The organism is Pseudomonas halotolerans (assembly GCF_039581215.1).
GTDB classification, from domain to species: Bacteria; Pseudomonadota; Gammaproteobacteria; order Pseudomonadales; family Pseudomonadaceae; genus Aquipseudomonas; species Aquipseudomonas tehranensis.
The window spans coordinates 346,943-371,465 of sequence record NZ_JBCNTJ010000003.1 but is presented as its reverse complement, the minus strand read 5'-3'; the positions used below and the strand labels follow the sequence as shown (position 1 = coordinate 371,465).

The 24,523-nt window shown below is 61.5% G+C and carries 25 protein-coding genes and 2 pseudogenes; 13 read left to right on the top strand and 14 right to left on the bottom strand.

Annotated elements, in window-relative coordinates:
- Positions 1-20: 20 nt before the first annotated feature.
- Positions 21-248 (top strand): annotated as a pseudogene (locus tag AAIS01_RS06385) (regulatory protein NosR); the annotation flags it as partial.
- Positions 249-343: 95 nt separating this feature from the next.
- Here the strand turns inward: AAIS01_RS06385 and AAIS01_RS06380 are convergent.
- On the bottom strand, positions 344-2,344 hold the full coding sequence (locus AAIS01_RS06380) for a peptidase U32 family protein (protein ID WP_343468303.1): 2,001 nt from the start codon (positions 2,342-2,344) through the stop codon (positions 344-346).
- Between the two features lie 116 nt (positions 2,345-2,460).
- On the bottom strand, positions 2,461-4,029 hold the full coding sequence (locus AAIS01_RS06375; protein ID WP_343468302.1) for a sensor domain-containing diguanylate cyclase: 1,569 nt from the start codon (positions 4,027-4,029) through the stop codon (positions 2,461-2,463).
- A 193-nt stretch (positions 4,030-4,222) separates the two neighbouring features.
- Here AAIS01_RS06375 and AAIS01_RS06370 point away from each other — a divergent pair, with 193 nt between their 5' ends.
- Genes AAIS01_RS06370 through AAIS01_RS06360 form a run of 3 tightly spaced genes read left to right on the top strand, consistent with a single transcriptional unit; the run spans position 4,223 to position 5,627 of the window.
- Positions 4,223-4,789, top strand: a complete 567-nt coding sequence (locus tag AAIS01_RS06370; protein WP_343468301.1) for a chalcone isomerase family protein — start codon at positions 4,223-4,225, stop codon at positions 4,787-4,789.
- Positions 4,786-5,325 (top strand): DUF3833 domain-containing protein, encoded by a 540-nt coding sequence (locus AAIS01_RS06365; RefSeq protein ID WP_343468300.1) that lies wholly within the window; start codon positions 4,786-4,788, stop codon positions 5,323-5,325. Before AAIS01_RS06370 ends, AAIS01_RS06365 begins: the two co-directional genes overlap by 4 nt.
- Positions 5,322-5,627, top strand: coding sequence for a DUF6482 family protein (locus tag AAIS01_RS06360; protein WP_343468299.1), 306 nt, complete (start codon positions 5,322-5,324; stop codon positions 5,625-5,627). The genes AAIS01_RS06365 and AAIS01_RS06360 overlap by 4 nt, the downstream gene beginning before the upstream one ends.
- Before the next feature lie 22 nt (positions 5,628-5,649).
- On the opposite strand, the gene AAIS01_RS06355 is transcribed toward AAIS01_RS06360, so the two are convergent.
- The 10 genes from AAIS01_RS06355 to AAIS01_RS06310 all read right to left on the bottom strand — a co-directional run bounded on the left by AAIS01_RS06355 (position 5,650) and on the right by AAIS01_RS06310 (position 13,967).
- Positions 5,650-6,138: a DUF2878 domain-containing protein gene (locus AAIS01_RS06355; RefSeq protein ID WP_343468365.1), complete on the bottom strand. Its 489-nt coding sequence runs from the start codon at positions 6,136-6,138 to the stop codon at positions 5,650-5,652.
- Complete coding sequence (locus AAIS01_RS06350) at positions 6,138-7,406, bottom strand: class I SAM-dependent methyltransferase (RefSeq protein ID WP_343468298.1); 1,269 nt, start codon at positions 7,404-7,406, stop codon at positions 6,138-6,140. The genes AAIS01_RS06355 and AAIS01_RS06350 overlap by 1 nt, the downstream gene beginning before the upstream one ends.
- A complete protein-coding gene (locus tag AAIS01_RS06345) occupies positions 7,378-8,193 on the bottom strand; it encodes a DUF1365 domain-containing protein (RefSeq protein ID WP_343468297.1) in 816 nt (271 codons plus the stop codon). The genes AAIS01_RS06350 and AAIS01_RS06345 overlap by 29 nt, the downstream gene beginning before the upstream one ends.
- Positions 8,190-9,437, bottom strand: coding sequence for an NAD(P)/FAD-dependent oxidoreductase (locus tag AAIS01_RS06340; RefSeq protein ID WP_343468296.1), 1,248 nt, complete (start codon positions 9,435-9,437; stop codon positions 8,190-8,192). Before AAIS01_RS06340 ends, AAIS01_RS06345 begins: the two co-directional genes overlap by 4 nt.
- A gap of 3 nt (positions 9,438-9,440) precedes the next feature.
- Positions 9,441-10,196 carry an SDR family NAD(P)-dependent oxidoreductase gene (locus AAIS01_RS06335; protein ID WP_343468295.1) on the bottom strand — a complete coding sequence of 252 codons (756 nt, stop codon included), beginning with the start codon at positions 10,194-10,196 and terminating at the stop codon, positions 9,441-9,443.
- The gene (locus AAIS01_RS06330; protein ID WP_343468294.1) at positions 10,193-10,615 is read right to left on the bottom strand and encodes a nuclear transport factor 2 family protein; all 423 of its coding nucleotides are present in this window, start codon (positions 10,613-10,615) and stop codon (positions 10,193-10,195) included. Before AAIS01_RS06330 ends, AAIS01_RS06335 begins: the two co-directional genes overlap by 4 nt.
- Positions 10,616-10,790: 175 nt before the next feature.
- Positions 10,791-12,005, bottom strand: a complete 1,215-nt coding sequence (locus tag AAIS01_RS06325; protein WP_343468293.1) for a pyridoxal phosphate-dependent aminotransferase — start codon at positions 12,003-12,005, stop codon at positions 10,791-10,793.
- Entirely contained in the window at positions 12,002-12,640 is a 639-nt protein-coding gene (locus tag AAIS01_RS06320) for an RraA family protein (RefSeq protein ID WP_343468292.1), read from the bottom strand. Before AAIS01_RS06320 ends, AAIS01_RS06325 begins: the two co-directional genes overlap by 4 nt.
- Positions 12,640-13,302: an RraA family protein gene (locus tag AAIS01_RS06315; protein ID WP_343468291.1), complete on the bottom strand. Its 663-nt coding sequence runs from the start codon at positions 13,300-13,302 to the stop codon at positions 12,640-12,642. Before AAIS01_RS06315 ends, AAIS01_RS06320 begins: the two co-directional genes overlap by 1 nt.
- Positions 13,302-13,967 (bottom strand): RraA family protein, encoded by a 666-nt coding sequence (locus AAIS01_RS06310; RefSeq protein ID WP_343468290.1) that lies wholly within the window; start codon positions 13,965-13,967, stop codon positions 13,302-13,304. The genes AAIS01_RS06315 and AAIS01_RS06310 overlap by 1 nt, the downstream gene beginning before the upstream one ends.
- A 105-nt stretch (positions 13,968-14,072) precedes the next feature.
- Here AAIS01_RS06310 and AAIS01_RS06305 point away from each other — a divergent pair, with 105 nt between their 5' ends.
- The 8 genes and pseudogenes from AAIS01_RS06305 (at position 14,073) to AAIS01_RS06270 (ending at position 21,179) form a co-directional block, all read left to right on the top strand.
- Positions 14,073-14,987, top strand: coding sequence for a LysR family transcriptional regulator (locus AAIS01_RS06305; RefSeq protein ID WP_343468289.1), 915 nt, complete (start codon positions 14,073-14,075; stop codon positions 14,985-14,987).
- 84 nt (positions 14,988-15,071) lie between these two features.
- Positions 15,072-15,932, top strand: coding sequence for an alpha/beta fold hydrolase (locus tag AAIS01_RS06300; RefSeq protein ID WP_431191906.1), 861 nt, complete (start codon positions 15,072-15,074; stop codon positions 15,930-15,932).
- A gap of 330 nt (positions 15,933-16,262) precedes the next feature.
- Positions 16,263-17,603 carry a flavin-containing monooxygenase gene (locus tag AAIS01_RS06295; protein WP_343468287.1) on the top strand — a complete coding sequence of 447 codons (1,341 nt, stop codon included), beginning with the start codon at positions 16,263-16,265 and terminating at the stop codon, positions 17,601-17,603.
- Positions 17,603-18,013: a RidA family protein gene (locus tag AAIS01_RS06290; protein ID WP_343468286.1), complete on the top strand. Its 411-nt coding sequence runs from the start codon at positions 17,603-17,605 to the stop codon at positions 18,011-18,013. Before AAIS01_RS06295 ends, AAIS01_RS06290 begins: the two co-directional genes overlap by 1 nt.
- Before the next feature lie 12 nt (positions 18,014-18,025).
- Positions 18,026-18,700, top strand: coding sequence for a DUF1028 domain-containing protein (locus AAIS01_RS06285; RefSeq protein ID WP_343468285.1), 675 nt, complete (start codon positions 18,026-18,028; stop codon positions 18,698-18,700).
- Entirely contained in the window at positions 18,693-19,895 is a 1,203-nt protein-coding gene (gene argE / locus AAIS01_RS06280; RefSeq protein ID WP_343468284.1) for an acetylornithine deacetylase, read from the top strand. Before AAIS01_RS06285 ends, argE begins: the two co-directional genes overlap by 8 nt.
- Positions 19,896-19,965: 70 nt before the next feature.
- Positions 19,966-20,088: pseudogene (locus tag AAIS01_RS06275) on the top strand (hypothetical protein); the annotation flags it as partial.
- Positions 20,089-20,198: 110 nt separating this feature from the next.
- A complete protein-coding gene (locus tag AAIS01_RS06270; RefSeq protein ID WP_343468364.1) occupies positions 20,199-21,179 on the top strand; it encodes an ABC transporter substrate-binding protein in 981 nt (326 codons plus the stop codon).
- A gap of 188 nt (positions 21,180-21,367) precedes the next feature.
- Here the strand turns inward: AAIS01_RS06270 and AAIS01_RS06265 are convergent, their stop codons facing one another.
- Positions 21,368-22,279: a LysR substrate-binding domain-containing protein gene (locus AAIS01_RS06265; protein WP_343468283.1), complete on the bottom strand. Its 912-nt coding sequence runs from the start codon at positions 22,277-22,279 to the stop codon at positions 21,368-21,370.
- A 259-nt stretch (positions 22,280-22,538) separates the two neighbouring features.
- On the opposite strand from AAIS01_RS06265, the gene AAIS01_RS06260 reads away from it, so the two are divergent.
- Complete coding sequence (locus tag AAIS01_RS06260) at positions 22,539-23,117, top strand: hypothetical protein (RefSeq protein ID WP_343468282.1); 579 nt, start codon at positions 22,539-22,541, stop codon at positions 23,115-23,117.
- An 85-nt stretch (positions 23,118-23,202) separates the two neighbouring features.
- Here the strand turns inward: AAIS01_RS06260 and AAIS01_RS06255 are convergent, their stop codons facing one another.
- On the bottom strand, positions 23,203-24,405 hold the full coding sequence (locus AAIS01_RS06255; RefSeq protein WP_343468281.1) for an NAD(P)/FAD-dependent oxidoreductase: 1,203 nt from the start codon (positions 24,403-24,405) through the stop codon (positions 23,203-23,205).
- Positions 24,406-24,523 lie beyond the last annotated feature (118 nt).

The window sequence follows — 24,523 nt, the reverse complement described above, 5'->3', positions numbered from 1 at the left end:
GTGTTCCTTCTTTTTCAACGTTGCACCCATCCCGATTGCGGCTTTATGGCCTGTCCGTCCTGCTACTTTTGCTCGCGGTCCTTGCCCAGGCCAAGGACTACGGTGATATCCAGCAACAGCGCAGCCAACATGTCCTGAGCCAGACCGACTCAATCTCCGAGTCCGAAGGTCCTTACAAAGTTCGCACGCTGTCCGCCGCCGGCAAGCTCCTGGGTTGCGTATTTCAAAGCCTGGACGTCGTAGACATGGGTGTCACGGGCTTGCTCGCAAAAGCGAAGGCACAGGGGCATTCAACATCAATGCACACTGACCCGTCGCCATTGCGGGCAGGCTCCCGGTTTGTTCAGTGAGGCGCGCGAGGGATCGTCTTGAGCAGGTCTTCCGGGCTGATGTGCCCGACGACCGGCTGCGCCGTGCTGCCTGGCAGCGGCAGGTCGAGGATGTGCCCCTTGATCTTGCCGACGACATGCATTTCGCAGGGTTTGCAGTCGAACTTCAGCGTCAGTACCTCGTCACCATGGATCAACTGCATCGGCGCAACCTTGGTGCGCACGCCGGTGACGCCCTTGGCCTGCTTGGGACAGAGGTTGAACGAGAAACGCAGACAGTGCTTGGTGATCATCACCGGTACTTCACCGGTTTCTTCGTGGGCCTCGAACGCCGCGTCGATCAGTTTCACCCCGTGGCGATGATAAAAATCCCGGGCCTTCTGGTTGTAGACGTTGGCCAGGAACGACAGGTGCGACTCCGGGTACACCGGCGGCGGAGTGGTCTCGGCCTTGCGCCCCCCGCGGGGATGGGCCTGGACGCGAGCAGCAGTCAGGGTTTCGATGACTTCGCGGCGCACTGCCTTGAGCTGCGAGTTGGGAATGAAATACGCCTGGGGCGCATCCAGCTCGATGGCGGTGGCGTGGTACTCGGTGGTGCCCAGTTGGCCGAGCAGGTCGTGCAGTTGCTCCAGCGCCTGTTCCGGCTTGTTCGCCAGGCCGAATGGTCCGTCCAGGGTAATACTGGCGCTGACGCCTTCCTCGCTGGTGGCGGTCAGGTCCAGGCGTTCTTCGCGCAGGCGTGCATTCCAGGCCAGGCCCACGCGACGCTCTGAGGAGGTCTTGAGCAGGGCTTGCTGCCAGTTGTGGTCCAGGTTGCGGCTCAGCGGGTGGTTGGGGCGCAACTGATGCAGGCCGCCGGGCATCTCGTTGGGCTCGACGCGGTAGCGGTAACGCTTCTGGCCGTCTTCCTCGAATTCGCCCTTGGGCTCGGCGATGTTGGCGCGAAAACCCACCACTTCACGCTTGACCAGCACGTTGAGGCCATCGCCGTTGGACAGCGGATCCGATGTCACCACTTGCAGGTCGCGCTTGCCGACTTTCTCCACCACGCCCACCGGCACGCCGGTAAAAGTCGGGGAGTCGAAGGCGCCAATGTCGATCTTGCGCTCGCTGACGAAGTAGTCGGTGCTGCCGCGGTGGAAGGTCTTGTCCGGGTCGGGCACGAAGAAATGCGCGGTGCGGCCGCTGGAGGCGCGGGCCAGGTCCGGACGGTCTTCGAGGACATCGTCCAGGCGCTGGCGGTAGTAGGCGGTGATGTTCTTCACATAGCCCATGTCCTTGTAGCGTCCTTCGATCTTGAACGAACGCACGCCGGCTTCCACCAGGGCGCGGATGTTGGCGCTCTGGTTGTTGTCCTTCATCGACAGCAGGTGTTTCTCGTAGGCAACCACCCGACCCTGGTCGTCCTTGAGGGTGTAGGGCAGGCGACAGGCCTGGGAGCAATCGCCACGGTTGGCGCTACGGCCGTTCTGGGCGTGGGAGATGTTGCACTGGCCGGAAAACGCCACGCACAGCGCGCCGTGGATAAAGAATTCGATGGCCGCGTCGGTCTCGTCGGCGATAGCGCGGATTTCCTGCAGGTTCAATTCCCGCGCCAGGACCAATTGGGAGAAACCGGCCTGATCAAGGAACTTTGCCCGTGCCAGGGTGCGGATGTCGGTCTGGGTGCTGGCGTGCAGCTCGATCGGCGGGATGTCCAGCTCCATCACCCCTAGATCCTGGACGATCAATGCATCGACACCCGCATCGTACAACTGGTGGATCAACTGGCGGGCCGGCTCCAGTTCGTTGTCATGCAGGATGGTGTTGATCGTGGTGAATACCCGGGCATGGTAGCGATGGGCAAACTCCACCAGCCGGGCGATATCACTCACCTCGTTACAGGCGTTGTGACGCGCGCCGAAACTCGGGCCGCCGATGTACACGGCGTCAGCGCCATGCAGGATGGCCTCGCGGGCGATGGTCACGTCGCGGGCAGGGCTGAGCAATTCCAGATGATGTTTGGGCAAGGACATGTTTTTTTATCAGGCTGGTCACGGTCGAAGCGCGCATTGTAGCTGCCAGGCGTCCGGCAGGCACCTGTGGACTTGGATTTGCGCGATATGCCCGATACGCGGCTTTGCCGCAGCGATCAGCCGGCCGAAGCATCAGCGCTGCACCAGCGGTTTCTCCCGGTATTTTTTGCCAGATACAAGAAGGCATCAGCGGCCTTGATCAGCATGGCCGGGGAAACGTCCTCGCTGCTCGGCCGGCAGGTGGTGATGCCCGCACTGGCCGTGACCAGGCCCAATGGGTGGTCGCCGTGTTCGATGTTCAGCGCCCTGATGGACTCCAGGATCTCTTGTGCGATCTTGGCGGCTCCCGCGCTGTGGGTGTCGGGCAGCAAAATGGTGAATTCTTCACCCCCGTAGCGCACGGCCAGGTCACCGGGCCGTTTGATCGTTTGCTGGATTGCCCCGGCGATTGCACGCAGGCAGTCGTCCCCGGCGGCATGCCCGTATTTGTCGTTGAAACGCTTGAAGTAATCGACATCGAGCATGATCAAGGCCAAAAACGTGTCCTGGCGCCAGGCCCGACGAATCTCATCGGCCAATGCACTGTCCAGTCGCCTGCGGTTACCCAACCCGGTGAGGCTGTCGGTCAGCGCCATATCGCGCATGGTTTGGTGGGCGCTCCGAATCCGGTTCTCCATGGTCATTCTGTAGCGAAGATGACTCAGTACGATCAGGCCGAAGCCCATCAGTATCACGATCAGGAAGACCAGGACGAACCCGGTCTTGAGCAAATCACGCCGCCAGGGGGCAATAATGGATTCGCGGGACAACCCGGCCTCCACCACCAGTGGATAGGTAGTCAAGGCCCGGTAGCCATACAGGCGCTCAGTGTCGTCGACGACGGCCCGGGCCTCGGCGACGCCCTGATTCGAGTTCGGCAGGTGGTTTCGGAAGATCACGCTGTTGACCAGGCTCTTGCCGACCACCGAGGCGAGGAAAGGCCGCCGGACCAGGATGGTGCCATTTCGCATGGCCAGGACCAGAGCACCCTTGTCGTCGATTTTGAAATCACCGTAGTAGTCCACGAAATAGCTGACCTTGACCGTTCCCAGCAGCACACCGGCAAACGAGCCGTCCGGATTGTTCAAACGGCGGGAGATGGGGATGATCAGGTCGTGGGTGGATCGGCTCCTGATCACTTCGCCGATCCGGACGTTTCGATCCTCGTGGGTACGGTGATACTGGAAGTAGTCGCGGTCGGCATTGTTCGCCGATTCCGGCGTCGCCTGTTTATCTGTCACGATCCACTCCCCGTTGGGGCCATAGATAAACAGCCCGTGCAGTTGCGGCATGATGGCGGCCTGCTGCACCAGCAGTTTATGGATGCGCGGGATGTCGATGTTCTGCAAACCGTCGCCTTCCACGCGCTCGCTGAGGACAGCGGTCAGCACATCCACTTGCCGAATGGTGTCTTCGGCATGCTGGGCAGTCGCCCGCGCCAGGTTCGTCACCGAATCGCGGGCGGAGGCAAAGGCAGAGCGATAGTCCCGCCATGTGCGCCAACCCTCAACAGACAGAAACGCAATCACCACTACGAGCATGAAGCTGATGGTCAGTCGCAACGCGGCTCCGGCCCGGACTAACGGAGGGGGAAAGGACTCGTCAGGGCGTTCGAGCTTTAGCTGCGGCCGTTTGCGTCCGAGCATCGACATCTCCTTCTGCATGGGACTGTTTCACTGCTGGTACGCAGCCTACCTTATCGGATTTGCGTCCCTTAGCACTGAGAGTGCCTGATTTTAATGCGGGTTCACGCCTTGCGAACTTGCTTAAAAAAGCTGTACAAAATAAGAACTCTGTACAATTATTGGACAACCTTCGGCAACTCCAGTGTCGTCTTCCATGATCAGGTCGATCGCATTCAAAAAAAGCCTTGGCCGGTTCATGGCCGGCGTTTTGCTGCTCTACGCCAGCCAGGCTGTCTGCGACTGGCGCACGGTGCTGCCTGATACACGCCTGGTGGGGCAAGCGGATTTTGCTTGGTACGGGTTCGATCTCTACCAGGCCAAGTTATGGAGTGCGGCTTCGCAGCCCAGTCTGGAAACCCCGCTGGCACTTGAGCTGAATTACCGGCGCAACATCGGCAAGGACGCACTGGTGCAAGCGAGCATCAAGGAAATACGCCGTATCGCCGGTAAATCCCTGGCCCCAGGACAGCTCGACAGTTGGGCCGATGACATGCGGCGGGCGTTCGTCGACGTCGGACCAGGCAGTCAAATCACCGGGCTTTACCTGCCCGGCAAGGGGTGCCGCTTTTATGTCGACGGGCGCTTGACCCATGAAGTCGCCGACCCAGTGTTCGCTCGGAACTTCTTCGCTATCTGGCTCGATCCCCGCACCCGGCATCCGGAGTTGCGGCAACAACTGCTGGGGCTCAACAACACACGCGCGGGAGGAACAACACCATGACTCGTTTGATGGTCGTGTGGCTTTTAATGATGAGTCTGACCAGCTGCGGCAACGTTAATGTCGATCGTTATGCCGACCAGCAACCGCAGCTGGATCTGGTGCGCTTCTTCAGTCAGCCCGTCAAAGCCTGGGGCATCTATCAAAAACGTTCTGGCGAAGTCATCAAGCGCTTCGAGGTCGAGATACTCAGTCGCCGCGAAGGTGAACGGCTGATACTCGATGAGCGCTTTCTTTACAGTGATGGCAGCCGACAACGACGGATATGGACGCTGACCCCCGAGGGTCCGGGGCTCTGGCGCGGTCGTGCCGACGATGTGATCGGCGAAGCGCGGGGGGAGGTGGCCGGCAATGCGCTGCGCTGGCGCTATCGATTGAACCTGCCGGTGGACGGTTCGATTTACGAAGTGACCTTTGACGACTGGATGTACCTGATGGACGAAGACACGCTGATCAACCGCTCGAGCATGAGCAAGTTCGGCGTCGAGTTGGGCCAGGTGACGCTGTTTTTCCGTCGTCAGGGCGCGGGTGCGCCATGAACCTGCAAAATCTGATCGAGCTGGCCATCGAAGGCCGGGTACACGAGCTGGAGTTGTGGTCGTTGGAGGGCGGTATTTACGTGCTGCGTGCGCGACTGGATCGCGGGTTTCGAACGTTGTTGGATGACTCGGGACGCACGTTGCACTTGCGATCCACCACCCATTTGCGTGAGCTGCTGCGTGACGCGCCGCGCTTACCCTGCATGTTGGTACAGCGGGTGGTTCACGACGAAATGTGTGGCCAGCGTGAAGGGCCCATAGAGCCTTTACGCGTGCCGCTTTTTCTGGATGAGCCCTGGTAATGAGATTGGCTGTGTTCAGGCCTCAGTGCGAATCTGCCAGGCGCAACGCCAGCGGCAGCCAGAGTGCCCACAAGGGCGCCAGCACCAGAGCGGTTCCCACGATGCCAAGCGGCAGCGCAACGCCGGCCAAGGGGGCTCCTGCGCAATAGGCCAATGGACCGCCGATCATGCCCAATAACGCACCGCGCCATACCGGCCGCGCGGCCCAGGCCAGGCTGTGCCGCAAGCTGGTGGCAAATACCAGCCAGAGCAGCGCCAGCCAGAGAGGCAGGGCGCTCTGGCCGAATCCGAACAGACCCAGCACACCGAGGCTCCAGTCCAGCAACATGCCGCACAGCCCCACGCGCATCACCGCCCGCAGCTCGGCCCAGGGCTGTGGGCAGAAGCTCAGGTGAGCCAGCAACCCCGCTGCTACAGCCAGGAGCCACCAGGCATTCTGCGCACCCAGCACACATCCCCACCAGCCCAATTGGACCCAGAGTGCGTTGACGATCAGGCCTGTGCGACTCATCACGCCTGCCGCCGCTCCAGCAAGGAGGCCTGGCGCGCCCCGGGAGCGGCAAAGAGCAGTTGCGCGACACCGATGGCACGCTCCTGGAATCCACCTTCGCAGTAACACAGGTAGAACTCCCACAGGCGCTGGAAGGTTTCGTCGTAACCCAGTTCCAGCAGCGCTTGGCGTGATTGGCGCAAGTTCTCGTGCCAGTGCTTCAGCGTGCGGGCGTAGTGTGCACCGAAGTCTTCCAGATGCAGCAGGTTGAGCGGTGTTTGACGGCTGGCGGTGTTGAGCAGGACGGACAACGATGGCAACGCGCCGCCGGGAAAGATATGCCGCTGGATAAAGTCCACCGAGCGTCGTGCCTGCTCGTAACGCTGGTCGCGGATGGTGATGGCTTGCAGCAACATCAGGCCGTCATCCTTGAGCAGCGCGGCGCAGCGCCGGAAGTACTCGGGCAAATAGCGATGACCGACCGCTTCGATCATTTCGATCGAGACCAACTTGTCGTAGCGCCCCTCCAGGTCGCGATAGTCCTTGCACAGCACTTCAATGCGCTGCTGCAGTCCCAGCGCCTCGACGCGCCGGCAGGTGTGGGCGTACTGCTCGCGTGACAACGTTGTAGTGGTCACCTTGCAGCCATATTGGCTGGCCGCGTAAATCGCCAGGCTACCCCAGCCGGTGCCGATCTCCAGCAGGTGGTCGCCGGGCCGCAGGTCGAGCTTGCGACAGATCCGTTCGAGCTTGTTGAGCTGGGCGTCTTCCAGGCTTTGTTCAGGGCTTTCGAACAGGGCGGCCGAGTACATCATGGTGGGGTCGAGCAAGCGCTCGAACAAGTCATTGCCCAAGTCGTAATGGGCAATGATGTTGCGCCGTGAGCCGCGCCGGCTGTTACGGTTGAGCCAGTGCAGCCAACGCAGCACCGGGCGGCCGAGGCGAGCCAGGCCGCTGTCCATTGCATCGAGCACGTCCAGGTTGGCGACGAACACGCGGGTCACCGCCGTCAGGTCGCTGCTGCGCCAGTGCCCCTGGATATAGGCCTCACCGGCGCCGATTGAACCGTGACTGGCGAGCATGCCCCAGACGGCGTCGTCGAGGATTTCCACTTCGGCCTGCAGAGCACTGGCCGGATCGCCGAAGCTTAACGATTCCCCCTCAAGCAGCAGGCGCAAGTGGCCCTGACGCAGGTGTCGTAATTGGCCGAGGACGACTTGCTTGAAGACGCCGTCGTTGAACAGGCGAAAGCTGCCGGCCTTAGTAACGCTCAGTGTGGGTTCGGGCATGGTCGGGGTCCTTGTGGGCGGTTTCGCCGACGCTCAGGTCGCTTGGGCAGGCCTGATGGTCGTGCAGGGGCGTGCGTTTGAAGAGCAGGCGCAGGGCCTGCCAGTAAATGGCGCTCAAGGTGCACAGGCTCATCCATGGGAAGGCCAGAAAGTGACGACGCACGGCCGCGGCATCGAGAGGCTGGCGCTTGAGCGCAAGGTCGGCCTCGAACACCTTGCTGCCATCGCGCCAGTTCTCCATGTGCACGCGGATATGTGAATCAGCCACCAGGAAACGCATGCGGTAGTCCATGTCCCGGGGCAGGAACGGCGACACATGGAACGCCTTGGCCACCCGGAACGCATGAGGCTCACCGGGGCTGACCGGCAACACATAGTGATAGCGTTCGCGCCATGGGGTATTGCGCACTTCACAGAGAATGGCCGCCAGTTGCCCATCGGTTTCGTGGCAGAAATAGAAACTCACCGGATTGAAGGACAGGCCCCAACTGCGTGGTTGGGTCAACAGCTGGATGGCGCCCTGGGGCGCGGTGCCCAGGGCTTGGGCCAGTAGTTCGCGCACCGCGTCGACCAAGGGCACGCCCAGACGGGTGCGAGCGGGCAGGTAATCGCGCTCGCGCCAGCACAGCGGTGCCAAGGGCCAGCCCCGCAGCAAGCGGGACAGGCCCAGGACCTGGCTTTGTTCGGCGAGGTCCAGATAAAGCATGCCGATGGGGTATCGAAACCCATGGGGGCGGGGTGAGTAGCGGCGATGGTCGATCCAGCCGCGGCACAGGCTGCTGTTCAAAGGTATTCTCCAAAATGCCCGGCCACATCCAGCGCACTGACCACACCGTCTTCGTGGAAACCATTGGCCCAATAGGCGCCGCAGAAATAACTGTGCTGACGCCCTTGCAGATCACCCTGGCGAGCCTGGGCGGCGACGCCGGCGAGGCTGTATTGCGGGTGCGCATAATCGAAGCGGGCAAGCACCTTGGCCGGATCCACCACGTCACTCTGATTGAGGCTCACGCAGAAGGTCACTGGGGCGTCCAGGCCCTGGAGGATGTTCATGTTGTAGGTCAGTGCGGCAGGCGCTCGCATTGAACCGCCCAGTCGGTAGTTCCAACTCGCCCAGGCCTGGCGTCGCTGTGGCAAGAGACGGGTATCGGTATGGAGCAGCACTTCATTGCTGGCGTAGGCCAGAGCACCGAGCACCTCACGTTCCGCTTTGCTTGGCGTGTCAAGCAGTGCCAGGGCCTGGTCGCTGTGGCAGGCAAACACCACTTTGTCGAAACGCTCAAGGCCCGCAGTGCTGAAGATGTCCACCCCTGTAGCGTCGCGGCTCACCCGCTGCACGGGGCAGTTGAGCCGGATGTGCTGGCGAAAGTGAGCGCACAATGGGTCGATGTAACCCCGTGAGCCGCCTTCGATCACTCGCCATTGTGGCCGTCGGTTGACCGATAGCAGGCCGTGGTTATGGCAGAAGCGAACGAAGAACTGCAGCGGAAACTCCAGCATCCGGGCAGGCGACATCGACCAGATCGCCGCCCCCATGGGCACGATGTAATGGTCGATGAAACGTTGGCCATAATTGTGCACATGCAGGTAGTCGCCGAGGCGGGTGGTGCTGTCGATGCGTTGCGCCTTCAAGTCGGCCGTGGCCTGTCGGTTGAACCTGAGGATGTCCTGCAGCATGCCCCAGAAGCTCGGTGACAGCAGGTTGCGCCGTCGGGCGAAAAGACTGCGCAGGGTATGCCCCTTGTACTCTTGGCCCGTGGCTGGATCATGCACCGAAAAGCTCATTTCAGTGGGGCGGGAAGTCACGCCCAACTGGTCGAGCAAGCGGATGAAGTTCGGGTAGGTCCAGTCGTTGTAGACGATGAAACCGGTGTCCACCCCATAACGCTGGCCTTGCCATTGCACGTCCACGGTGTGGGTGTGGCCGCCGATCCGGTCGTCGGCTTCGAACAGGGTGATCTGGTGCTGGCGAGCCAACAGGTACGCGCATGTCAGCCCCGATATGCCGCTGCCGATGATTGCGATGCGCATGTTTCAAGACTCCTGGGAAGAACGTGCCAGGCGCCGGCCAAGGGCCAGGCGCCAACGGGCGGGCAAGCGTCCGAGCAGGCGCAGGACGAAGGTGAAGAACCAGGGGAACGCGATGTCCAACGGTCGCGCGGGCAGGCGCTGGGCGATATGCCGCGCCGCGCGCTCGGCCGACCAGCGCATGGGCATCGGGAAGTCGTTGCGGCGGGTCAGCGGTGTATCGACAAAACCGGGGCTTATCAAGGTGACATCGATACCCTCGGCCGCCAGGTCGATGCGCAGCGATTCGAACAGATAGCGCAGCGCCGCCTTCGACGCGCCATAAGCGCCGGCACGCGGCAAGGCCAGCCAGGTCACCGCGCTGCACACCCCCACCAGATGTGGGCGTTGGCCCCGGCGCAGCAAGGGCAGGGCCGCTTCCAGGCAGTGGCTGGTGCCCAGCAGGTTGGTGGTCAATACCCGTTCGACCAACTGCGTGTCGAAGTGCCCAGGCTCCAGGTACTCGCAGGTTCCGGCATTGAGAATCACCAGATCCAGCGCTCCCCATTGAGCGTCGATGGCCTGGCAGATATCGGCCACTTGCGCCGGATCGGTCAGGTCACCCGGCAGTACCAGGACCTGATCTCGATAGCGAGTCGCTAACGCCTCAAGGGGCGCCACCTGGCGCGCACTCAGCGCCAGACGGTGGCCTTGCTCGAGAAGCTCTGAGGCCAATGCCGCACCGATACCGCTGCTGGCGCCGGTCAGCCAGATGCGACTCATGCCAGCCTCCGCTTGAGCCAGCCGATTACAGATCCGAACAGGGGCAGGTGCTCGTAGAGCAGGGCGCCAGCGTCGAAGAAATCCTGGTGCAGGTAGACCCGTTCGTTCCAGCGTAAATAGCTGCAGCCTTGCAGGGAGATGAGCGCACCGCCGGCCAGACGTGGGTGGCTGTAATGCAGCGTCCAGCGTAGATAGCCCGCGCCGGGGCCGACCTCATCAAAGCCATGAAAGTCGTAGCGCACCTGATCGACGTTGACATACATCTGCGCGAAGTAGTCACGCAGGGCAGGCAGTCCTTCGATCCGGTGCAACGGGTCCTGGAACTGTATGTCGGCGCTGTAGAGCGCATCGAGCTCGTCCAGGTGACTGGCGTCCAACTCGGCGAAGGCGCGGGCGAAACGCTGGAGGTAGGCAGACATGTCAGGCTCCGAATTGTTGTACAGGTAGTTATTCCTGTACAAGTTTTCGAAGCCTACTGCACGACCTGTACGTTTAAAAGTGTTTTGTATAAGTATTTGTAAGTTTGTATAGCTTTGCCGCTGAAGAGCGCCCGGTCATGACCGGGCTCAGTGGTTTCCGTGAAACGACTGAATGTCAGCCCAGTGCGTTGCAGAAATCACGAATCGCCTCGCAGGCCTGGCGCAAAGAAGCATCGTCCAGGGCGTAGGCGATGCGGATGTAGGGGGCCAGACCGAACGCGCTGCCGTGTACGACGGCGACGTTTGCTTCATCCAGCAGCGCATGGGCGACATCTTCATCGGTGTGAAGCACCCGTCCGCCGGGGGACGTGCGACCGATCAGGCCCGCACAGGAAGCGAACACATAGAACGCTCCGCCCGGAGTTAAGCACTCAAGGCCCGGCGTGTTATTCAGAAGCTTGACCATCAAGTCCCGACGTTTCTGGAATACGGCACGACTCTGGCGGATGAAGTCCTTGGGGCCATCCAGCGCTGCCAGCGCCGCTTGCTGAGAGATCGAGCAGGCGCCGGAGGTTTGCTGCCCTTGCAGTTTTTCCATGGCCTCCAGCAACCAGCGTGGGCCAGTGGTAAAGCCGATGCGCCAACCAGTCATGGCATAGGCCTTGGAAACGCCGTTCATGGTCAGGGTACGTGGAGCCAAGCGAGGTTCGACCTGGGCCAGGGTTTGGAACACCTGATCGTCGAAGATCAGGTGCTCGTAGATGTCATCTGCCAGAATCAGTACGTGAGGGTGGGCTAGCAGCACCTCGGCCAGGGCGTGCAGTTCTTCGCGGTGGTAAACCGCACCGGTCGGGTTGGAGGGTGAATTGAGGATCAGCCAGCGGGTCTGCGCTGTAATCGCTGCCTCCAGCGCTGCGGGTGTCAGCTTGAACCCGCTGTCGGCGTCGCAGGTCACGATCCGGGGTTGGCCGCCACAGAGCTGAACCATTTCGGGGTAACTGACCCAATAGGGCGCTGGCACGATGACCTGATCTCCCTCGTCCAGGGTCGCGGCCAGGGCGTTATAAATAACTTGCTTGCCGCCACTGCAGATCAGGGTGTCTTGCCAGCTGACATCCAGGCCGTTTTCCCGACGGAACTTGGCCGCCACCGCTTCACGCAGAGCACGTACGCCGGCGACTTGGGTGTAGCGGGTATGGCCGTGCTCGATGGCGTCAATCGCTGCCTTGCGGATGTGCCCGGGCGTATCGAAATCGGGCTCGCCAGCACACAGGGAAATGATCTTCGCACCTTGCGCACGATGCTCAGCCACCCGATCCATGATCCGATAGGTGGCCGAGGGTTGCGCGCTCGCCAGACGTCGGTTCAGCCGCTGGATATCGGCGCTCATACGCGGGCTCTCCACTCGGTGAGGTTCATCAGTTCCAGGGTCGAGCGGCCTTCGGTCAATGCCTGCATCATCTGCGCTTCCTTGTCCGCGCGGGCCTGGCCTTCGGCAAGGGTACGCGCCGCATCCGCCTTGGGAATGATGATCACACCGTCTTCGTCAGCCACCACCAGGTCGCCCTGTGCTACGTCGGCCCCGTTGAAGTTGAACGGTTGCCCTACCGAGGGGGCGCTGGACTTGACCGTGCCTCTGACCGAAACACCCCGGGCAAATACCGGAAACCGGCGCTTCTTCAACGCAGCGATATCTCGTACGCCGCCGTCGATGACCAGCCCCACCACGCCCGCCGCTTCAGCCGCCACGGTGAGTACTTCGCCCCAATACCCGGCGATAAAACCGCCGGTGCCCACCACCAGCACGCTGCCACGGGGGACACGTTCCATGGCCAGGTGAAGGGCCAGATTATCGCCCGGCGAGCATTCCAGTGGGTAGGCGGGTGCGGCGATGAAGGCTCCTTCCCAGACCGGACGGATTGCGCTGTCAACTGCGCAGGGCAGGTGCGAGGCTTCATACAATGTCGAGCTGCCCAATAGGTTGGCCTGGGCATGGAAATCTGGAGGGAAAGGCAGCGTAGTCATCAGATTTTCCTCTGCAAACTGTGGTAACCCAGTACGGCGCGGGCTTCTTTAAGAGTATTGCCTTGAGCGATCAGGGCGCGGATGTCGGCTTCGACGGATTCGATCTGACGGGCACACGCTGCCACTTCAGCCGCCCGGGCGCGTGGAACGATCACCACGCCGTTGGCGTCGGCGACCACAATGTCCCGGGAACATACCCGGACGGTGCCGATGGACACCGGCTGGTTGACCGACTGCACCTGCACGCGGTCTTTGCCGGTGCGCATGAAGCGGCCCTTGCTGAAGATCGGATAGCCGTCGCCCAAGGCCTTGTTCACGTCACGGCAGACACCGTCGATGACCGTTGCGCCGATCTGCCGCGAACCGGCGTACTGGGTCATGATGTCGCCCCAGACGGTGCAGTCGGTGCGACCGCCGTTGTCGATGACCACCACGTCGCCAGGTGCCACGTCTTCGATAAAGTCACCCACGGTGCCCGGTGGAACGCTGGCAGCAACGTATTGCACGGTAAACGCCGGCCCGACGATGACCTTGCTGTAGTTGTCCAGTGGCGCGACACCCAGGCATTGGCCCGGCAGGCCGAGTTTGTCCAGCGCATCGGAAATGCCTGGGGTGTCCAGGCCTTCGAACAAGGCGACCAGGTCTTTATCTTCTTGATTCATCAGGGCTGCTCCACGTGGATGGCTTCGAACTGGGTGTCGTGCATGACGTCGGCGACCGAGCGACCGCTGCGTACGGCCTCGACCATGCCGTCCTGGCGGCGGGCGATGCGTTCGCCAAGGTCGAGCACTTGGGTGATGTGCGCCTGAGGGACGAATACCGTCCCGCAATTGTCGGCAATGACAAAGTCGTCCTCGCTGACCTCGACACCGGCGACCTTGATAGTCACAGCCGAGTCGATCTGGATGACGCGGTTGCGCGCGCTGATCATCGTCACGCCACGGCCATACACCGGGTAGCCAATCGATTCGCTGCCGTCGATGTCGCGGCTCAAGCCATCGATCACTGTGCCGCGTACCTGTTTGCTGACTGCCGCGTTGGCGAGGATGTCGCCCCAGCAGGAAATACCTACGAGACCACCGGCGATCACCAGCACGCGATCGGCTCGGTCGATCCGTTCAATCACCGGGGTAATCAGGTGCACCCCGGGTGCGTCGTCGGCTTTGGCTGCCAGCAGCACGGTACTGGCGCGGCCGACGATCTTCGGGCAGAGCCACAACGGGCGCAAGCCGACGGTGGCACCCGGCAGGCCGAGGAAATCGAGCGCATCGGACACCGTATTGGTATCCAGCGCCGCCAGGCGATCCAGCAAACTCAAAGCAGTCATGGGCAAGCCCCTAAGGTGACGGAGGCGCTCAGTGTCGACGCGGGGCTTTGATAGGTATATTACTAATCACGTAACCCACAGATACGCTGAAGCTATGGAACACCCATGATCAATTTTCGCTTGATTCGTCATCTCTGGCTGTTCCTGGCGGTTGCCGAGGAACAGAATTTCGGTCGCGCGGCCAAGCGCCTGGGCATGTCCCAGCCGCCCTTGAGCGAGCAGATCCAGGTACTGGAGCAGGCCCTCAAGGTCAAACTGTTCGACCGCTCCCGGCGCGGGGCGCAACTGACGCCTGTTGGTGCGGCAATTCTGCCGGCAGTGCGCAAGTTCGCTGACCAGTTGGAGCGCCTTGAACTGGCGGTGGAAGAAGCGGTGGCGGGGCAGTCGGGGATGCTCACCCTCGGCGCGATTTCAACCGCCATGTTCGATGTGCTGCCGGAACTGATCGAGCAATTGAAGATCAATCACCCGCACCTCACCGTGTCTGTGCGCGAGATCGACAGCGTAGAAGCCGTGCCGGCACTGGAGGCCGGTGACATCGATCTGGCCTTTGCCCGCCTGGACGGCGACCTGGGGGATGCGATTCAGTCGTTACCGTTGATGGAGGATCGCCTGGTGGTGGCGTTACCCAGTGATCATCCTTTGGCGTCGCGTACGCGCATCAGTTTGTCCAGCCTGTCCACCGAACCGCTGGTGATGTTTTCCCGCAAGGTCAGCCCGGTGTACTTCGACAACCTCATCGCGACTTGTCGGGCCAGTGGCTTTTCCCCCCGCGTGCTGCACGAAGTGCGCTCCGTCGCCTCGCAAATCGCCTTCGTCAGCTATGGCCAGGGCATCGCACTGGTGCCGGCGTCCTTAAAAAAAATGGCGCCGCAGAACGTAGTATTCCGGCCGCTGACCCAGAGGCTCAACGTAGTAACCACGGCCATGGCATGGAATGCGGACCGACCGAACTCGCTGGTAGACGAAGTGGTGGAGCATTTTCAGACGCGAGGTAAACGAAGAACCAGCAGCGGTTGATAGGTTTGGCGTATGAAAACTTTCCAGGAATAGGAATTTACAGAACCCTCGAATCCCTTGAGATTACCTGTCTGGTTGCCGGTTATGGTGCCCCGGCGCAATCTTTTCGCTCAAGGAGTCCTACACGTGTCCCCAGCCAAAACGTTCAATCACCTGAAACTCCCTTTACGGGTGGAGAATGTGGCGCTGAACGTTGCTACCCTCCAGCGAGACGGCGATCTTGCCCCGATTCTGTTCCTGCACGGGTTTGGTTCCACCAAGGAAGACTATGCCGACATCGTGCTGCACCCGGCATTCGACGGCCATCCGTTTGTCGCTTATGACGCACCAGGCTGCGGTGAAAGCCAATGTGGTGACCTTTCCCGGATCAGCATTCCCTTCCTGATGAAGACCGCGTTGCAGGTCTTGGCGTATTTCAACATCGAACGTTTCCACCTGGTGGGCCATTCCATGGGCGGTCTTACGGCATTGATGCTGGCCCATCACTTTCCCGAACGGGTGCTCAGTTTCGTCGATATCGAGGGCAACATCGCCCCGGAGGACTGCTTCCTCAGCCGACAGATCGTTGATTATCCCAGCGACGACCCCGAGGTCTTTTTCGCCGCCTTCGTCGAACGAGCGCGCCACGTGCCTGCCTATGCCAGTGCCCTGTATTCGGCGAGCCTCAGGCATAAGGTCCGCGCCGCTGCAGTGCGAGGGATTTTCCAGTCGATGGTCGACCTGTCCGACAACGCCGGCTTGATGGACAAGTTCCTCGGTTTGAAATGCCCACGAATGTTCATGTACGGCGAACAGAACACCTCGTTGTCCTATCTTCCGCACATCCAGGCTGAAGGTGTGCGGCTGGCACCAATCGCCAATTGCGGGCATTTTCCGATGTATTCCAACCCAGTGGCGATGTGGCAACAGATCGCTGATTTCCAGGCGGGCGTCGTCGAAGAGTAAATCCTGTGGCGGGGGGTGAACCCTCTCGCCACACATTGACCATCAGGCCCGGGCCGCATCCAGGCTCGAATACCTGCTCCGCTCCGTGCGTGTTTTGTCCTCCTTTCCAAGTTCTGCATCGGCCAGAAAACACCTGTCCCCATCTCAGCCGCGCAGGCAGTTTTTTCCTTTCCAGCAACGATAAAAACCCTCGTTTCGCAAATCCCCGCCTGCCAACACAATCGCTTCGACACCTTCTGTCGATCGTCGCAAACGCAGAACAAGAAAAAATCCAGACCCGAGGCGGCGCCATGCCGGCCTGAACCATCCCACTGCCGGAAGTGCACAGACATGCCCGTTGAGACAATACACATAGACACGCTTGTTATAGGCGCCGGCCAGGCCGGCGTGGCCATGAGTGAACATTTGAGCCGCCAAGGGGTGCCTCATCTTGTGGTGGAGCGCAACCGCATTGCCGAGGCCTGGCGCACCGCGCGGTGGGATTCGCTGGTTGCCAACGGCCCGGCCTGGCATGACCGCTTTCCCGGGCTGCAATTCCAGGGCCTGGACCCCGATGCCTTCGCCACCAAGGATCAAGTGGCCGACTATTTCGAAGCCTATGCCAAAAAATTCGACGCGCCGATCCGTACCGGTGTGGAGGTCAGGAAGGTCCAGCGTAATGTCGGCCGACCAGGCTTCAGCATTGAAACCAGCGCGGGTCTGATCGAGGCCATCCATGTGGTGGTCGCCACCGGGCCCTTCCAACGGCCGGTGATTCCGCCCATCGCTGCTGATTTGGCGCAGGTCACCCAAATGCACTCCGCCCAATACCGCAACCCCCGGCAGCTCGCTGAGGGCGCGGTGTTGGTGGTGGGGGCGGGTTCGTCCGGGGTGCAGATTGCCGATGAACTGCAGCGCGCCGGCAAGCAAGTCTATCTCTCGGTGGGCGCCCATGATCGCCCGCCACGGGCCTATCGCAACCGGGATTTCTGCTGGTGGCTGGGAGTGCTCGGCGAGTGGGATGCGGAGGCCGTCCAGCCGGGCAGGGAGCATGTGACCATCGCCGTGAGCGGTGCCCGTGGTGGGCATACGGTGGACTTTCGCAGGCTGGCCCACGAGGGCATCACCCTGGTGGGCCTGACGAAGTCGTTCAGCGGTAGCGTCGTGACGTTTGAGCCCAACCTTGCCGAAAACATTGCCCGTGGCGATGACAACTACCTGGCGCTGCTGGATGCCGCCGATGCCTACATTGCCCGTAACGGCCTGGACCTGCCGCCGGAGCCTGAAGCCCGCCATCTGTTGCCTGACCCGCACTGCCTGACCCATCCGATCCTGGAACTGGATCTGCTGGAGGCTGGGGTGACCACCGTGATCTGGGCCACCGGCTACTCGGTGGATTACAGCTGGCTGAAAGTCGATGCGCTCAATGCCAATGGCAAACCTCGGCACCAGCGGGGTGTTTCCAGCGAACCGGGTGTGTATTTCGTGGGCCTGCCATGGCTGTCGCGGCGCGGTTCGGCGTTCATCTGGGGCGTGTGGCACGACGCCCGGCATATCGCTGACCACATCGTGAAACAGCATACCTATCTCAACTATCGAGACGCTTCGCAGCGCCAGCACGCCGACGCTCAGGACCCCGCACTCGTGAGCAATTCGAACCGTTCGAAAACCAGCCTCCTGGGAGCCCGTTGATGCCCACCCACACTCGCATTCGCATGTTCAACACCAAAGACACCTACCCCAACCAGACGCTGGACAACGACTTGTGCCAGGCCGTGCGGGCCGGCAACACCGTCTACGTGCGCGGTCAGGTCGGCACTGATTTCGACGGCCAGTTGATAGGCCTGGGCGATCCGCGCGCCCAGGCTGAACAGGCCATGCGCAACGTCAAGCAATTGCTGGAAGAGGCCGGCAGCGACCTGAGCCATATCGTCAAGACCACCACTTACCTGACCGACCCGCGCTATCGCGAGCCGGTGTACCAGGAGGTGGGCAAATGGCTCAAAGGGGTGTTCCCGATTTCCACCGGCCTGGTGGTCAGCGCCCTCGGCCAACCGCAATGGCTGATGGAAATCGACGTGATCGCGGTGATCCCCGAATAAGGAGAGTGGAGCATGACTTTTTCCATTGTCGGGCGCTGCGCCGAGACGGGCCAGTTGGGCATCGCCATCAGTTCCTCGAGCATTGCCGTCGGCGCCCGCTGCCCCTGGTTACGGGCCGGTGTCGGTGCGGTGTCGAGCCAGAACATCACGCTGCCGGCCCTTGGTCCGCAGATCCTCGACGAACTGGCCGGCGGCCTGGCCGCCCAAGAGGCTGTCGACCGCGCCCTGGCGCGTAATGGCTACAGCCAGTACCGCCAGGTGGCGGTGGTGGATGCCCACGGAGGCACGGCGATTTTCAGCGGCAGCCACGCCTTGGGCAGCCATCACGCGCTGGCCGGTGAGCAATGCGTGGCGGCCGGCAATCTGTTGGCCAGTGTGGGCGTGATCGACGCCATGGTTGCAGCATTTGAACACAGCGGAGGTTGTCTTGCCGCGCGCCTGATGAGTGCGTTGCAGGCCGGGCAGAGCGCCGGTGGTGAAGCCGGAGCGGTGCACTCTGCGGCGATGTCGGTGGTGGATGAACTCACCTGGCCGATCGTCGATTTGCGTGTCGACTGGGCCCAGGAAGATCCCATTGCTGAGCTGGAAAAACTGTGGCTGGCCTATCAGCCGCAACTGCAGGACTACCTGACCCGCGCCCTCGATCCGACCCTGGCCCCCAGCTACGGAGTGCCGGGTGATGAGTGAGCTGCGCAGCCGTGCACTGCTCGCCAGCCTGGTGGGCTTCGCCACGGTCAGTCGCGAGTCGAACCTGGCGCTGATCGATTTCGCGCGTGGCTACCTCCACGATCTGGGCGTGAGTTGCGAACTGATCTACAACGCCGAGCGGACCAAGGCCAACCTGTTGGCCAGCATCGGCCCAGCGGTGCCCGGTGGGGTCGTATTGTCCGGTCATACCGATGTAGTGCCGGTGGACGGACAGCACTGGACGGTCGATCCGTTTTGCCTGAGCGAGGTCGGCGGCAAGTTGTACGGCCGGGGCACCGCCGACATGAAAGGCTATTTGGCTTCAGTGCTGGCGGCGGTGCCGATGTTCCTTGCCAACCCGCTTCGCCGGCCCGTGCATCTGGCGTTCTCCTATGACGAAGAGGTCGGTTGCCTGGGTGTGCGCAGCCTGCTGCAGGTGTTGCCGCAACGTATTCCCTCGCCTGCGTTGTGCCTGATTGGCGAGCCCACCCAACTCCAACCGGTGTTGGGCCACAAGGGCAAGTTGGCGATGCGTTGCCATGTCAAAGGGGCGGCCTGTCATTCGGCCTATGCGCCCTACGGGGTGAACGCCATCGAACAGGCGGCGCGCCTGATCGGCAAATTGGGCGAGATCGGCGCGAACCTGGCCGAACCGGCTCTACACGATGCGCGCTTCGATCCGGCGTACTCAACGGTGCAGGTGGGCGTGATCCAGGGCGGCACCGCGTTGAACATCGTCCCGGGCGATTGCCGATTCGATTTCGAGGTGCGCGCCTTGCCGGATTTCGCCCCACAGGTCGTCGTCGAGCAATTGCGCGATTACGCCGAGCAGGCGCTGCTGCCAGCGATGCGGGCCGTGCAAGGCGACACCGCGATCCGGTTTGAACCCCTGTCCGCCTACCCGGGCCTGGCAACCTCGCCGGACAGCGCCGCCGCGCGTCTGGTTGCCGAGTTGTGCGGCAGTGATGCCTTCAGCACCGTGGCATTCGGCACCGAAGGCGGCCTGTTTGATCAGGCTGGAATCCCGACCGTGGTCTGCGGCCCCGGCAGCATGGATCAGGGGCACAAAGCCGATGAATACGTGAGCGTTGAACAGATGGTGGCTTGCGACCAATTGATGGATCGCCTGGCGAGCCATCTCAGCGAACCCATCGACTTCTTGAGACAAGGAGTTTGCGGTGAACGATTTCAATGATTGGAAAACCCGGGCCGCGCAACTGCGCCTGAAGGATAACGCCCTGATTGACGGCCTGCCTCATGAGGCCGGCACCCTGGGCAGGATGATCATGGCCCCGGCGCTGGTAGCCAGCCATGCCGACATCAACGAACTGGTCGATAAGACCCGTATTGCTGTAGATCGCACCGCCCGCGCTTACGGTCGCCTCTGAGTCCCGTCGCCGGCTCGTGCGGGCGAGCCGGCTTTTCGAGGAACCGCTTCATGTCCAGATCCTTGCGTTGCAATATTGCGTGTGCCCTGGTGCTGTTGAGTGGCAGTGTCATGGCCGCGCCACAGAGCCTCACCGTGATCTCTTTTGGTGGCGCCACCAAGCAGGCCCAGGACAAGGCCTACTTCCAACCCTTCAACGCCAGCGGTGCAGGAAGCATCGTCGCTGGCGAATACAACGGTGAGTTATCGAAGATCAAGGCCATGGTCGCGGCCGGCCACACCAGTTGGGACGTGGTCGAAGTCGAAAGCCCCGAGTTGTTGCGCGGTTGTGAGGAGGGCCTGTTCGAAAGGCTCGATCTGAGCGCCTTGGGTGATCCGGCGAACTTTGTGCCGGGAACACTCACCGAATGTGGTGTGGCCACTTATGTCTGGTCGATGGTTCTGGCCTATGACCAGAGCAAGTTGGCCAAGGCACCCAAGTCCTGGGCGGATTTCTGGAACGTCACCGAATACCCGGGCAAGCGCGGGTTGCGCAAGGGGGCCAAGTACACCCTGGAAATTGCCTTGCTGGCCGACGGGGTCCAGGCGCAGGAGATGTACAAGGTGCTCAACACCCCCGAAGGCGTGTCGCGGGCGTTCGCCAAGCTGGACCAGATCAAATCGAACATCCAGTGGTGGGAGGCAGGTGCGCAACCGGCGCAGTGGTTAGTGGCGGGGGACGTGGCGATGAGCGCTGCCTACAACGGTCGCATCGCTTCCGCGCAGAAGGAGGGCATGAAGCTGAGTATCGTCTGGCCGCAAAGCCTGTATGACCCAGAGTACTGGGCGGTGGTCAAGGGATCGCCGAACAAGGTCTTGGCCGAGCAATTCATTGCCTTTGCCAGCCAGCCGCAGGCGCAGAAGGTGTTCTCGGAAAACATTCCTTATGGACCGGTGCATCGCCAAGCGCTGGCGTTGCTGCCTGGAACAGTCCAGGAGCAGTTGCCTACCGCCGAAGCCAATCTGGCCGAAGCCCGGGCCGTGGATGCCGAGTTCTGGGTTGACCATGGCGAAGAACTGGAGCAGCGCTTCAACGCCTGGGCAGCTCGCTAGCCATCGAACCATTCTTGCGGCGAACAGAGCCTTTTGTGGCGAGGGAGCTTGCTCCCGCTGGGCTGCGCAGCAGCCCCAACACTGGTTCTCGCGGTGTGCCAGGTTGATCCAGTCGGTTGGGGTTGGGGGCGCTTCGCCCCCAGCGGGAGCAAGCTCCCTCGCCACAGGGTTCGGTGTTTGACTGGGCATCAGGCCAGCCATTGTTTGAACTGCTCTTTGCAGTAATCCACGAATAACTGCGCAGGTTTGGTCAGGTGCGCGCGCCTGAGCCATCCCGCCACCAGTGCCGACCCGGTCACGTCCTCGGCGATGTTGACGCACACCACTTGCTGCCCATCGTAGGTGCAGGTGGAGTGTGGCCGGGTTACCAGCAGCGCAAAGCCGAACGATTGCCCGACCATGCCACGCACCATTTCGATCGAGGGTGAGCTGAAAACGATGTTCGGTGTCAGGCCCAACTCCTCGAAAATGCTCACGAAATAGGTCCGGCTGGGTTGCACGTCCAACAGAATCATCGGCTCCAGTGCCAAGTCGCGCAGGGACACCTGAGCCTGGCTGGCAAAGCGGTGCCCCGCCGGCAGCAGCGCGTAGGGTTGTTGCGGCGCCATCAGCGCCTCGGTCTCGATGGTGCCGTCCAGGTCGTGCTCATAGAAAATCGCCAGGTCGAAACGCCCCCCCGTCAAACCTTGCACCAGCTCCTGTTGCTCACCGTCCTGAAGACGGATCTCCACGCCTGGGTAACGCTGGCGGAAACCGGCGATCAATCGGGGCAAATACAGGGGGGCGACAGTCTCGAAGCAGCCGATGTCGATCTGACCGCTGACCACGTCGTTATCGGCCAGCGCGTTCTGCTCGAACTCTCGCGCCATGCGCAGCAGTTCCTGGGCCTTGCGATAGAAGCGCGCACCGCTGGGGGTTAGTGACACACCCTGGGCGTGGTGACGGATGAGCAACTGCACGCCGAAACTGTCTTCCAGCCCTTTGACGGCGGTCGCAATCGAGGGCTGGGCGATGTACAGCTTGCGGGAGGCTTCAGCGACGCTGCCACACTCGACAGTGGTGACGAAGTATTTCAGCTGACGCAGGGAATAGGAGGCCACGGTACACCTCGATCGGGATGATTTTTGTCTACCTTACCTTGTGCCGCTTGTGCGAAGGGCGGGCATTGCAACGCATTTTGCTGGGCAATGGCGATATTTGAACTGGGTGACCTTCAGTCCGGGCACCTCTTGTGTCGAGGGGCCCGGGCAGCAAGACCGATCGCTGTCTATAGTGCTTTGAGCCTGTGAGACTGAAATAAAGAAACGCACCGTCGTTTGTGTGCGTTTCTTGGATTCTTTTTTGGAAAAGGAGGTTCGTATGGGGCGCGCAACGTACGAGGGGCGGCACACGCTCCATTTATTCCCGGAGCAGCACACCATGCAGGCTGTCGTGGTGGTGAAGCTGGCGACTGGCGTTATCGATTTTCAAGGTATTGCGAATTTCTCATTCGCCGGTGGGAATATTCACGTCGAACAACATTTGATGCAGATGCTGAGCGAGAAATATGGCGCCATCCACAGCATACCGGCGCATTCCACGGTCATTTTTGTCGGCAAATGGAGCCCCTGCCAGGAGTGCACAAACTACTTGATACCTGGATTTCTCCGGCATGCCGATGTGGTAGCGCGCAATATCAGAGTTAAGTTCAGGTTCGAACAATACTATGTGACGGGCGTTTACCCGAACGCGGCAGCCGATGCCAATCTATGGCCCAATCAGGGGCGTGCGCAGGCTGCCTACACCCAGATATCCCATGCTTACCCAACCACTCATCGACAGAATTACTCCTACAACCCTGATACAAGGCAAGTCACGGATAAACTCAAGCGCCAGGTGGTGTTTGCCCCTACCCACGTCGACAGGACCCATGAGTTCGAAACGTGGCACCTGGACTGAAAAAACACCTGCCCAAAAAGCAACGGCAGGTGTTCGGGAAAACCGGCACAGAAAGGAGGGGACTGGCCGGGCTATGGCGGGTGAGTCAAGCCACCGGAATCAACGGATCAGCCGCAGCCAGGGCTGTGGCACGGTCGGCGGCCGGAGGGTAGATCCACACCGTGTTGATCTGGGTTTTGAGTTCCTTGGCTTCCTGCCCGACCAGTTTGAGCTGGCGGTCCCAACCTTCGGTGAATACCGCGCCCCAGGCACCCAGGTCCAGGCAAGTCACGTACTTGGGCTGGCTGTAGGTCATCGGAGCGACACCCAGCAGGTCCGCCGCGACGTTGTGGCCGGCATAACGCCCCAGGGCGATGGCGTGCTGGCAGGACATCGCCGCGTAGTTGCCAAGCGTGTCGGTGGCGGCATAGGCCACGTCACCGCTGGCGAATATGTCGTTCTGTCCCACTACCTTCAGATGTCCATCGACGTGCAGGCGACCTTGAGGGTCTCGGGTGCCCGGCACTTGTTGGGTTAAAGGGCTGGCACGGAAGCCCACGGTCCAGATCACAGTCCTGGACTCGATACGCTGGCCATCGGAAAGGGTGACGCCGTCAGCATCCACCGAGTCGACCGACACATTGACCCGCCACTCGATGCCCAGGTGGTCGGAAGCTTCGATGATGGACGGGCGAATACCGTCGCCCATCGACGCGCCGATTTGCGGCCCGCGCTCCACCACGATGACGCGGATGTTGGCGTCCTCGCCCAGGATGGCGCGTAAACGCGCAGGCATCTCAGTCGCGGTTTCGATGCCGGTGAAACCACCACCGGCCACCACTACGGTGTTACGGCCAGGGCTGTCCGGCAGATGCTTGAGGGACTTGATGTGGGCTTCCAGGCGTGTTGCCTGTTCGATCTCATCGACGTCGAACGCATGTTCCATCATGCCCTTGAGGTCGGGACGGATCAGTTTGCTGCCCGCCGCCAGCACCAAGCGGTCGTAGCCCAACGTGCCCTGTGTCCCGAAGACGTCCACGTAGCCAACCCGTTTGCTATCGACGTCGATAGTACTCGCCGAGCCCTGCACGAATGTTATCCCCACCGCATCGAACAGCCCGCCCAGCGGAGCCATCATGGTGTGGACATTCGGCTCATAGAACCGGGGCCGGATTCGTAACTCCGCTTGTGGCGCCAGGACGGTAATCTGTACGTCATTGCGATCATGCTGGTCCAGCAGGCGGGCCGCACCAAGGGCGCTCCATACCCCGCCGAAACCTGCGCCAATCACCAGAATATGCTGTTTCATGAGTTGCTCCCGAAGACAAAATCGATACGTTGAAAGGGTGGGTTTCCCCCGCGTGCCAGTGCTGCGAAATACCCAAAATTGCGTGGCTTGGATGCTTGAACATCCAGCGCATCCAGCT

What these genes read in the sequence shown, in the direction of transcription:
- AAIS01_RS06285 (WP_343468285.1), top strand. Translation starts at nt 18,026, where the DNA reads ATGACTTTTTCCATTGTCGGGCGCTGCGCCGAGACGGGCCAGTTGGGC.
- AAIS01_RS06295 (WP_343468287.1), top strand. Translation starts at nt 16,263, where the DNA reads ATGCCCGTTGAGACAATACACATAGACACGCTTGTTATAGGCGCCGGC.
- AAIS01_RS06340 (WP_343468296.1), bottom strand. Translation starts at nt 9,437, where the DNA reads ATGCGCATCGCAATCATCGGCAGCGGCATATCGGGGCTGACATGCGCG.
- AAIS01_RS06335 (WP_343468295.1), bottom strand. Translation starts at nt 10,196, where the DNA reads ATGAGTCGCATCTGGCTGACCGGCGCCAGCAGCGGTATCGGTGCGGCA.
- AAIS01_RS06375 (WP_343468302.1), bottom strand. Translation starts at nt 4,029, where the DNA reads ATGCTCGGACGCAAACGGCCGCAGCTAAAGCTCGAACGCCCTGACGAG.
- AAIS01_RS06305 (WP_343468289.1), top strand. Translation starts at nt 14,073, where the DNA reads ATGATCAATTTTCGCTTGATTCGTCATCTCTGGCTGTTCCTGGCGGTT.
- AAIS01_RS06360 (WP_343468299.1), top strand. Translation starts at nt 5,322, where the DNA reads ATGAACCTGCAAAATCTGATCGAGCTGGCCATCGAAGGCCGGGTACAC.
- AAIS01_RS06365 (WP_343468300.1), top strand. Translation starts at nt 4,786, where the DNA reads ATGACTCGTTTGATGGTCGTGTGGCTTTTAATGATGAGTCTGACCAGC.
- AAIS01_RS06355 (WP_343468365.1), bottom strand. Translation starts at nt 6,138, where the DNA reads ATGAGTCGCACAGGCCTGATCGTCAACGCACTCTGGGTCCAATTGGGC.
- AAIS01_RS06300 (WP_431191906.1), top strand. Translation starts at nt 15,072, where the DNA reads ATGGTGCCCCGGCGCAATCTTTTCGCTCAAGGAGTCCTACACGTGTCC.
- AAIS01_RS06310 (WP_343468290.1), bottom strand. Translation starts at nt 13,967, where the DNA reads ATGACTGCTTTGAGTTTGCTGGATCGCCTGGCGGCGCTGGATACCAAT.
- AAIS01_RS06315 (WP_343468291.1), bottom strand. Translation starts at nt 13,302, where the DNA reads ATGAATCAAGAAGATAAAGACCTGGTCGCCTTGTTCGAAGGCCTGGAC.
- AAIS01_RS06330 (WP_343468294.1), bottom strand. Translation starts at nt 10,615, where the DNA reads ATGTCTGCCTACCTCCAGCGTTTCGCCCGCGCCTTCGCCGAGTTGGAC.
- AAIS01_RS06325 (WP_343468293.1), bottom strand. Translation starts at nt 12,005, where the DNA reads ATGAGCGCCGATATCCAGCGGCTGAACCGACGTCTGGCGAGCGCGCAA.
- AAIS01_RS06290 (WP_343468286.1), top strand. Translation starts at nt 17,603, where the DNA reads ATGCCCACCCACACTCGCATTCGCATGTTCAACACCAAAGACACCTAC.
- AAIS01_RS06255 (WP_343468281.1), bottom strand. Translation starts at nt 24,405, where the DNA reads ATGAAACAGCATATTCTGGTGATTGGCGCAGGTTTCGGCGGGGTATGG.
- argE (WP_343468284.1), top strand. Translation starts at nt 18,693, where the DNA reads ATGAGTGAGCTGCGCAGCCGTGCACTGCTCGCCAGCCTGGTGGGCTTC.
- AAIS01_RS06270 (WP_343468364.1), top strand. Translation starts at nt 20,199, where the DNA reads ATGGCCGCGCCACAGAGCCTCACCGTGATCTCTTTTGGTGGCGCCACC.
- AAIS01_RS06370 (WP_343468301.1), top strand. Translation starts at nt 4,223, where the DNA reads ATGATCAGGTCGATCGCATTCAAAAAAAGCCTTGGCCGGTTCATGGCC.
- AAIS01_RS06260 (WP_343468282.1), top strand. Translation starts at nt 22,539, where the DNA reads ATGGGGCGCGCAACGTACGAGGGGCGGCACACGCTCCATTTATTCCCG.
- AAIS01_RS06320 (WP_343468292.1), bottom strand. Translation starts at nt 12,640, where the DNA reads ATGACTACGCTGCCTTTCCCTCCAGATTTCCATGCCCAGGCCAACCTA.
- AAIS01_RS06350 (WP_343468298.1), bottom strand. Translation starts at nt 7,406, where the DNA reads ATGCCCGAACCCACACTGAGCGTTACTAAGGCCGGCAGCTTTCGCCTG.
- AAIS01_RS06380 (WP_343468303.1), bottom strand. Translation starts at nt 2,344, where the DNA reads ATGTCCTTGCCCAAACATCATCTGGAATTGCTCAGCCCTGCCCGCGAC.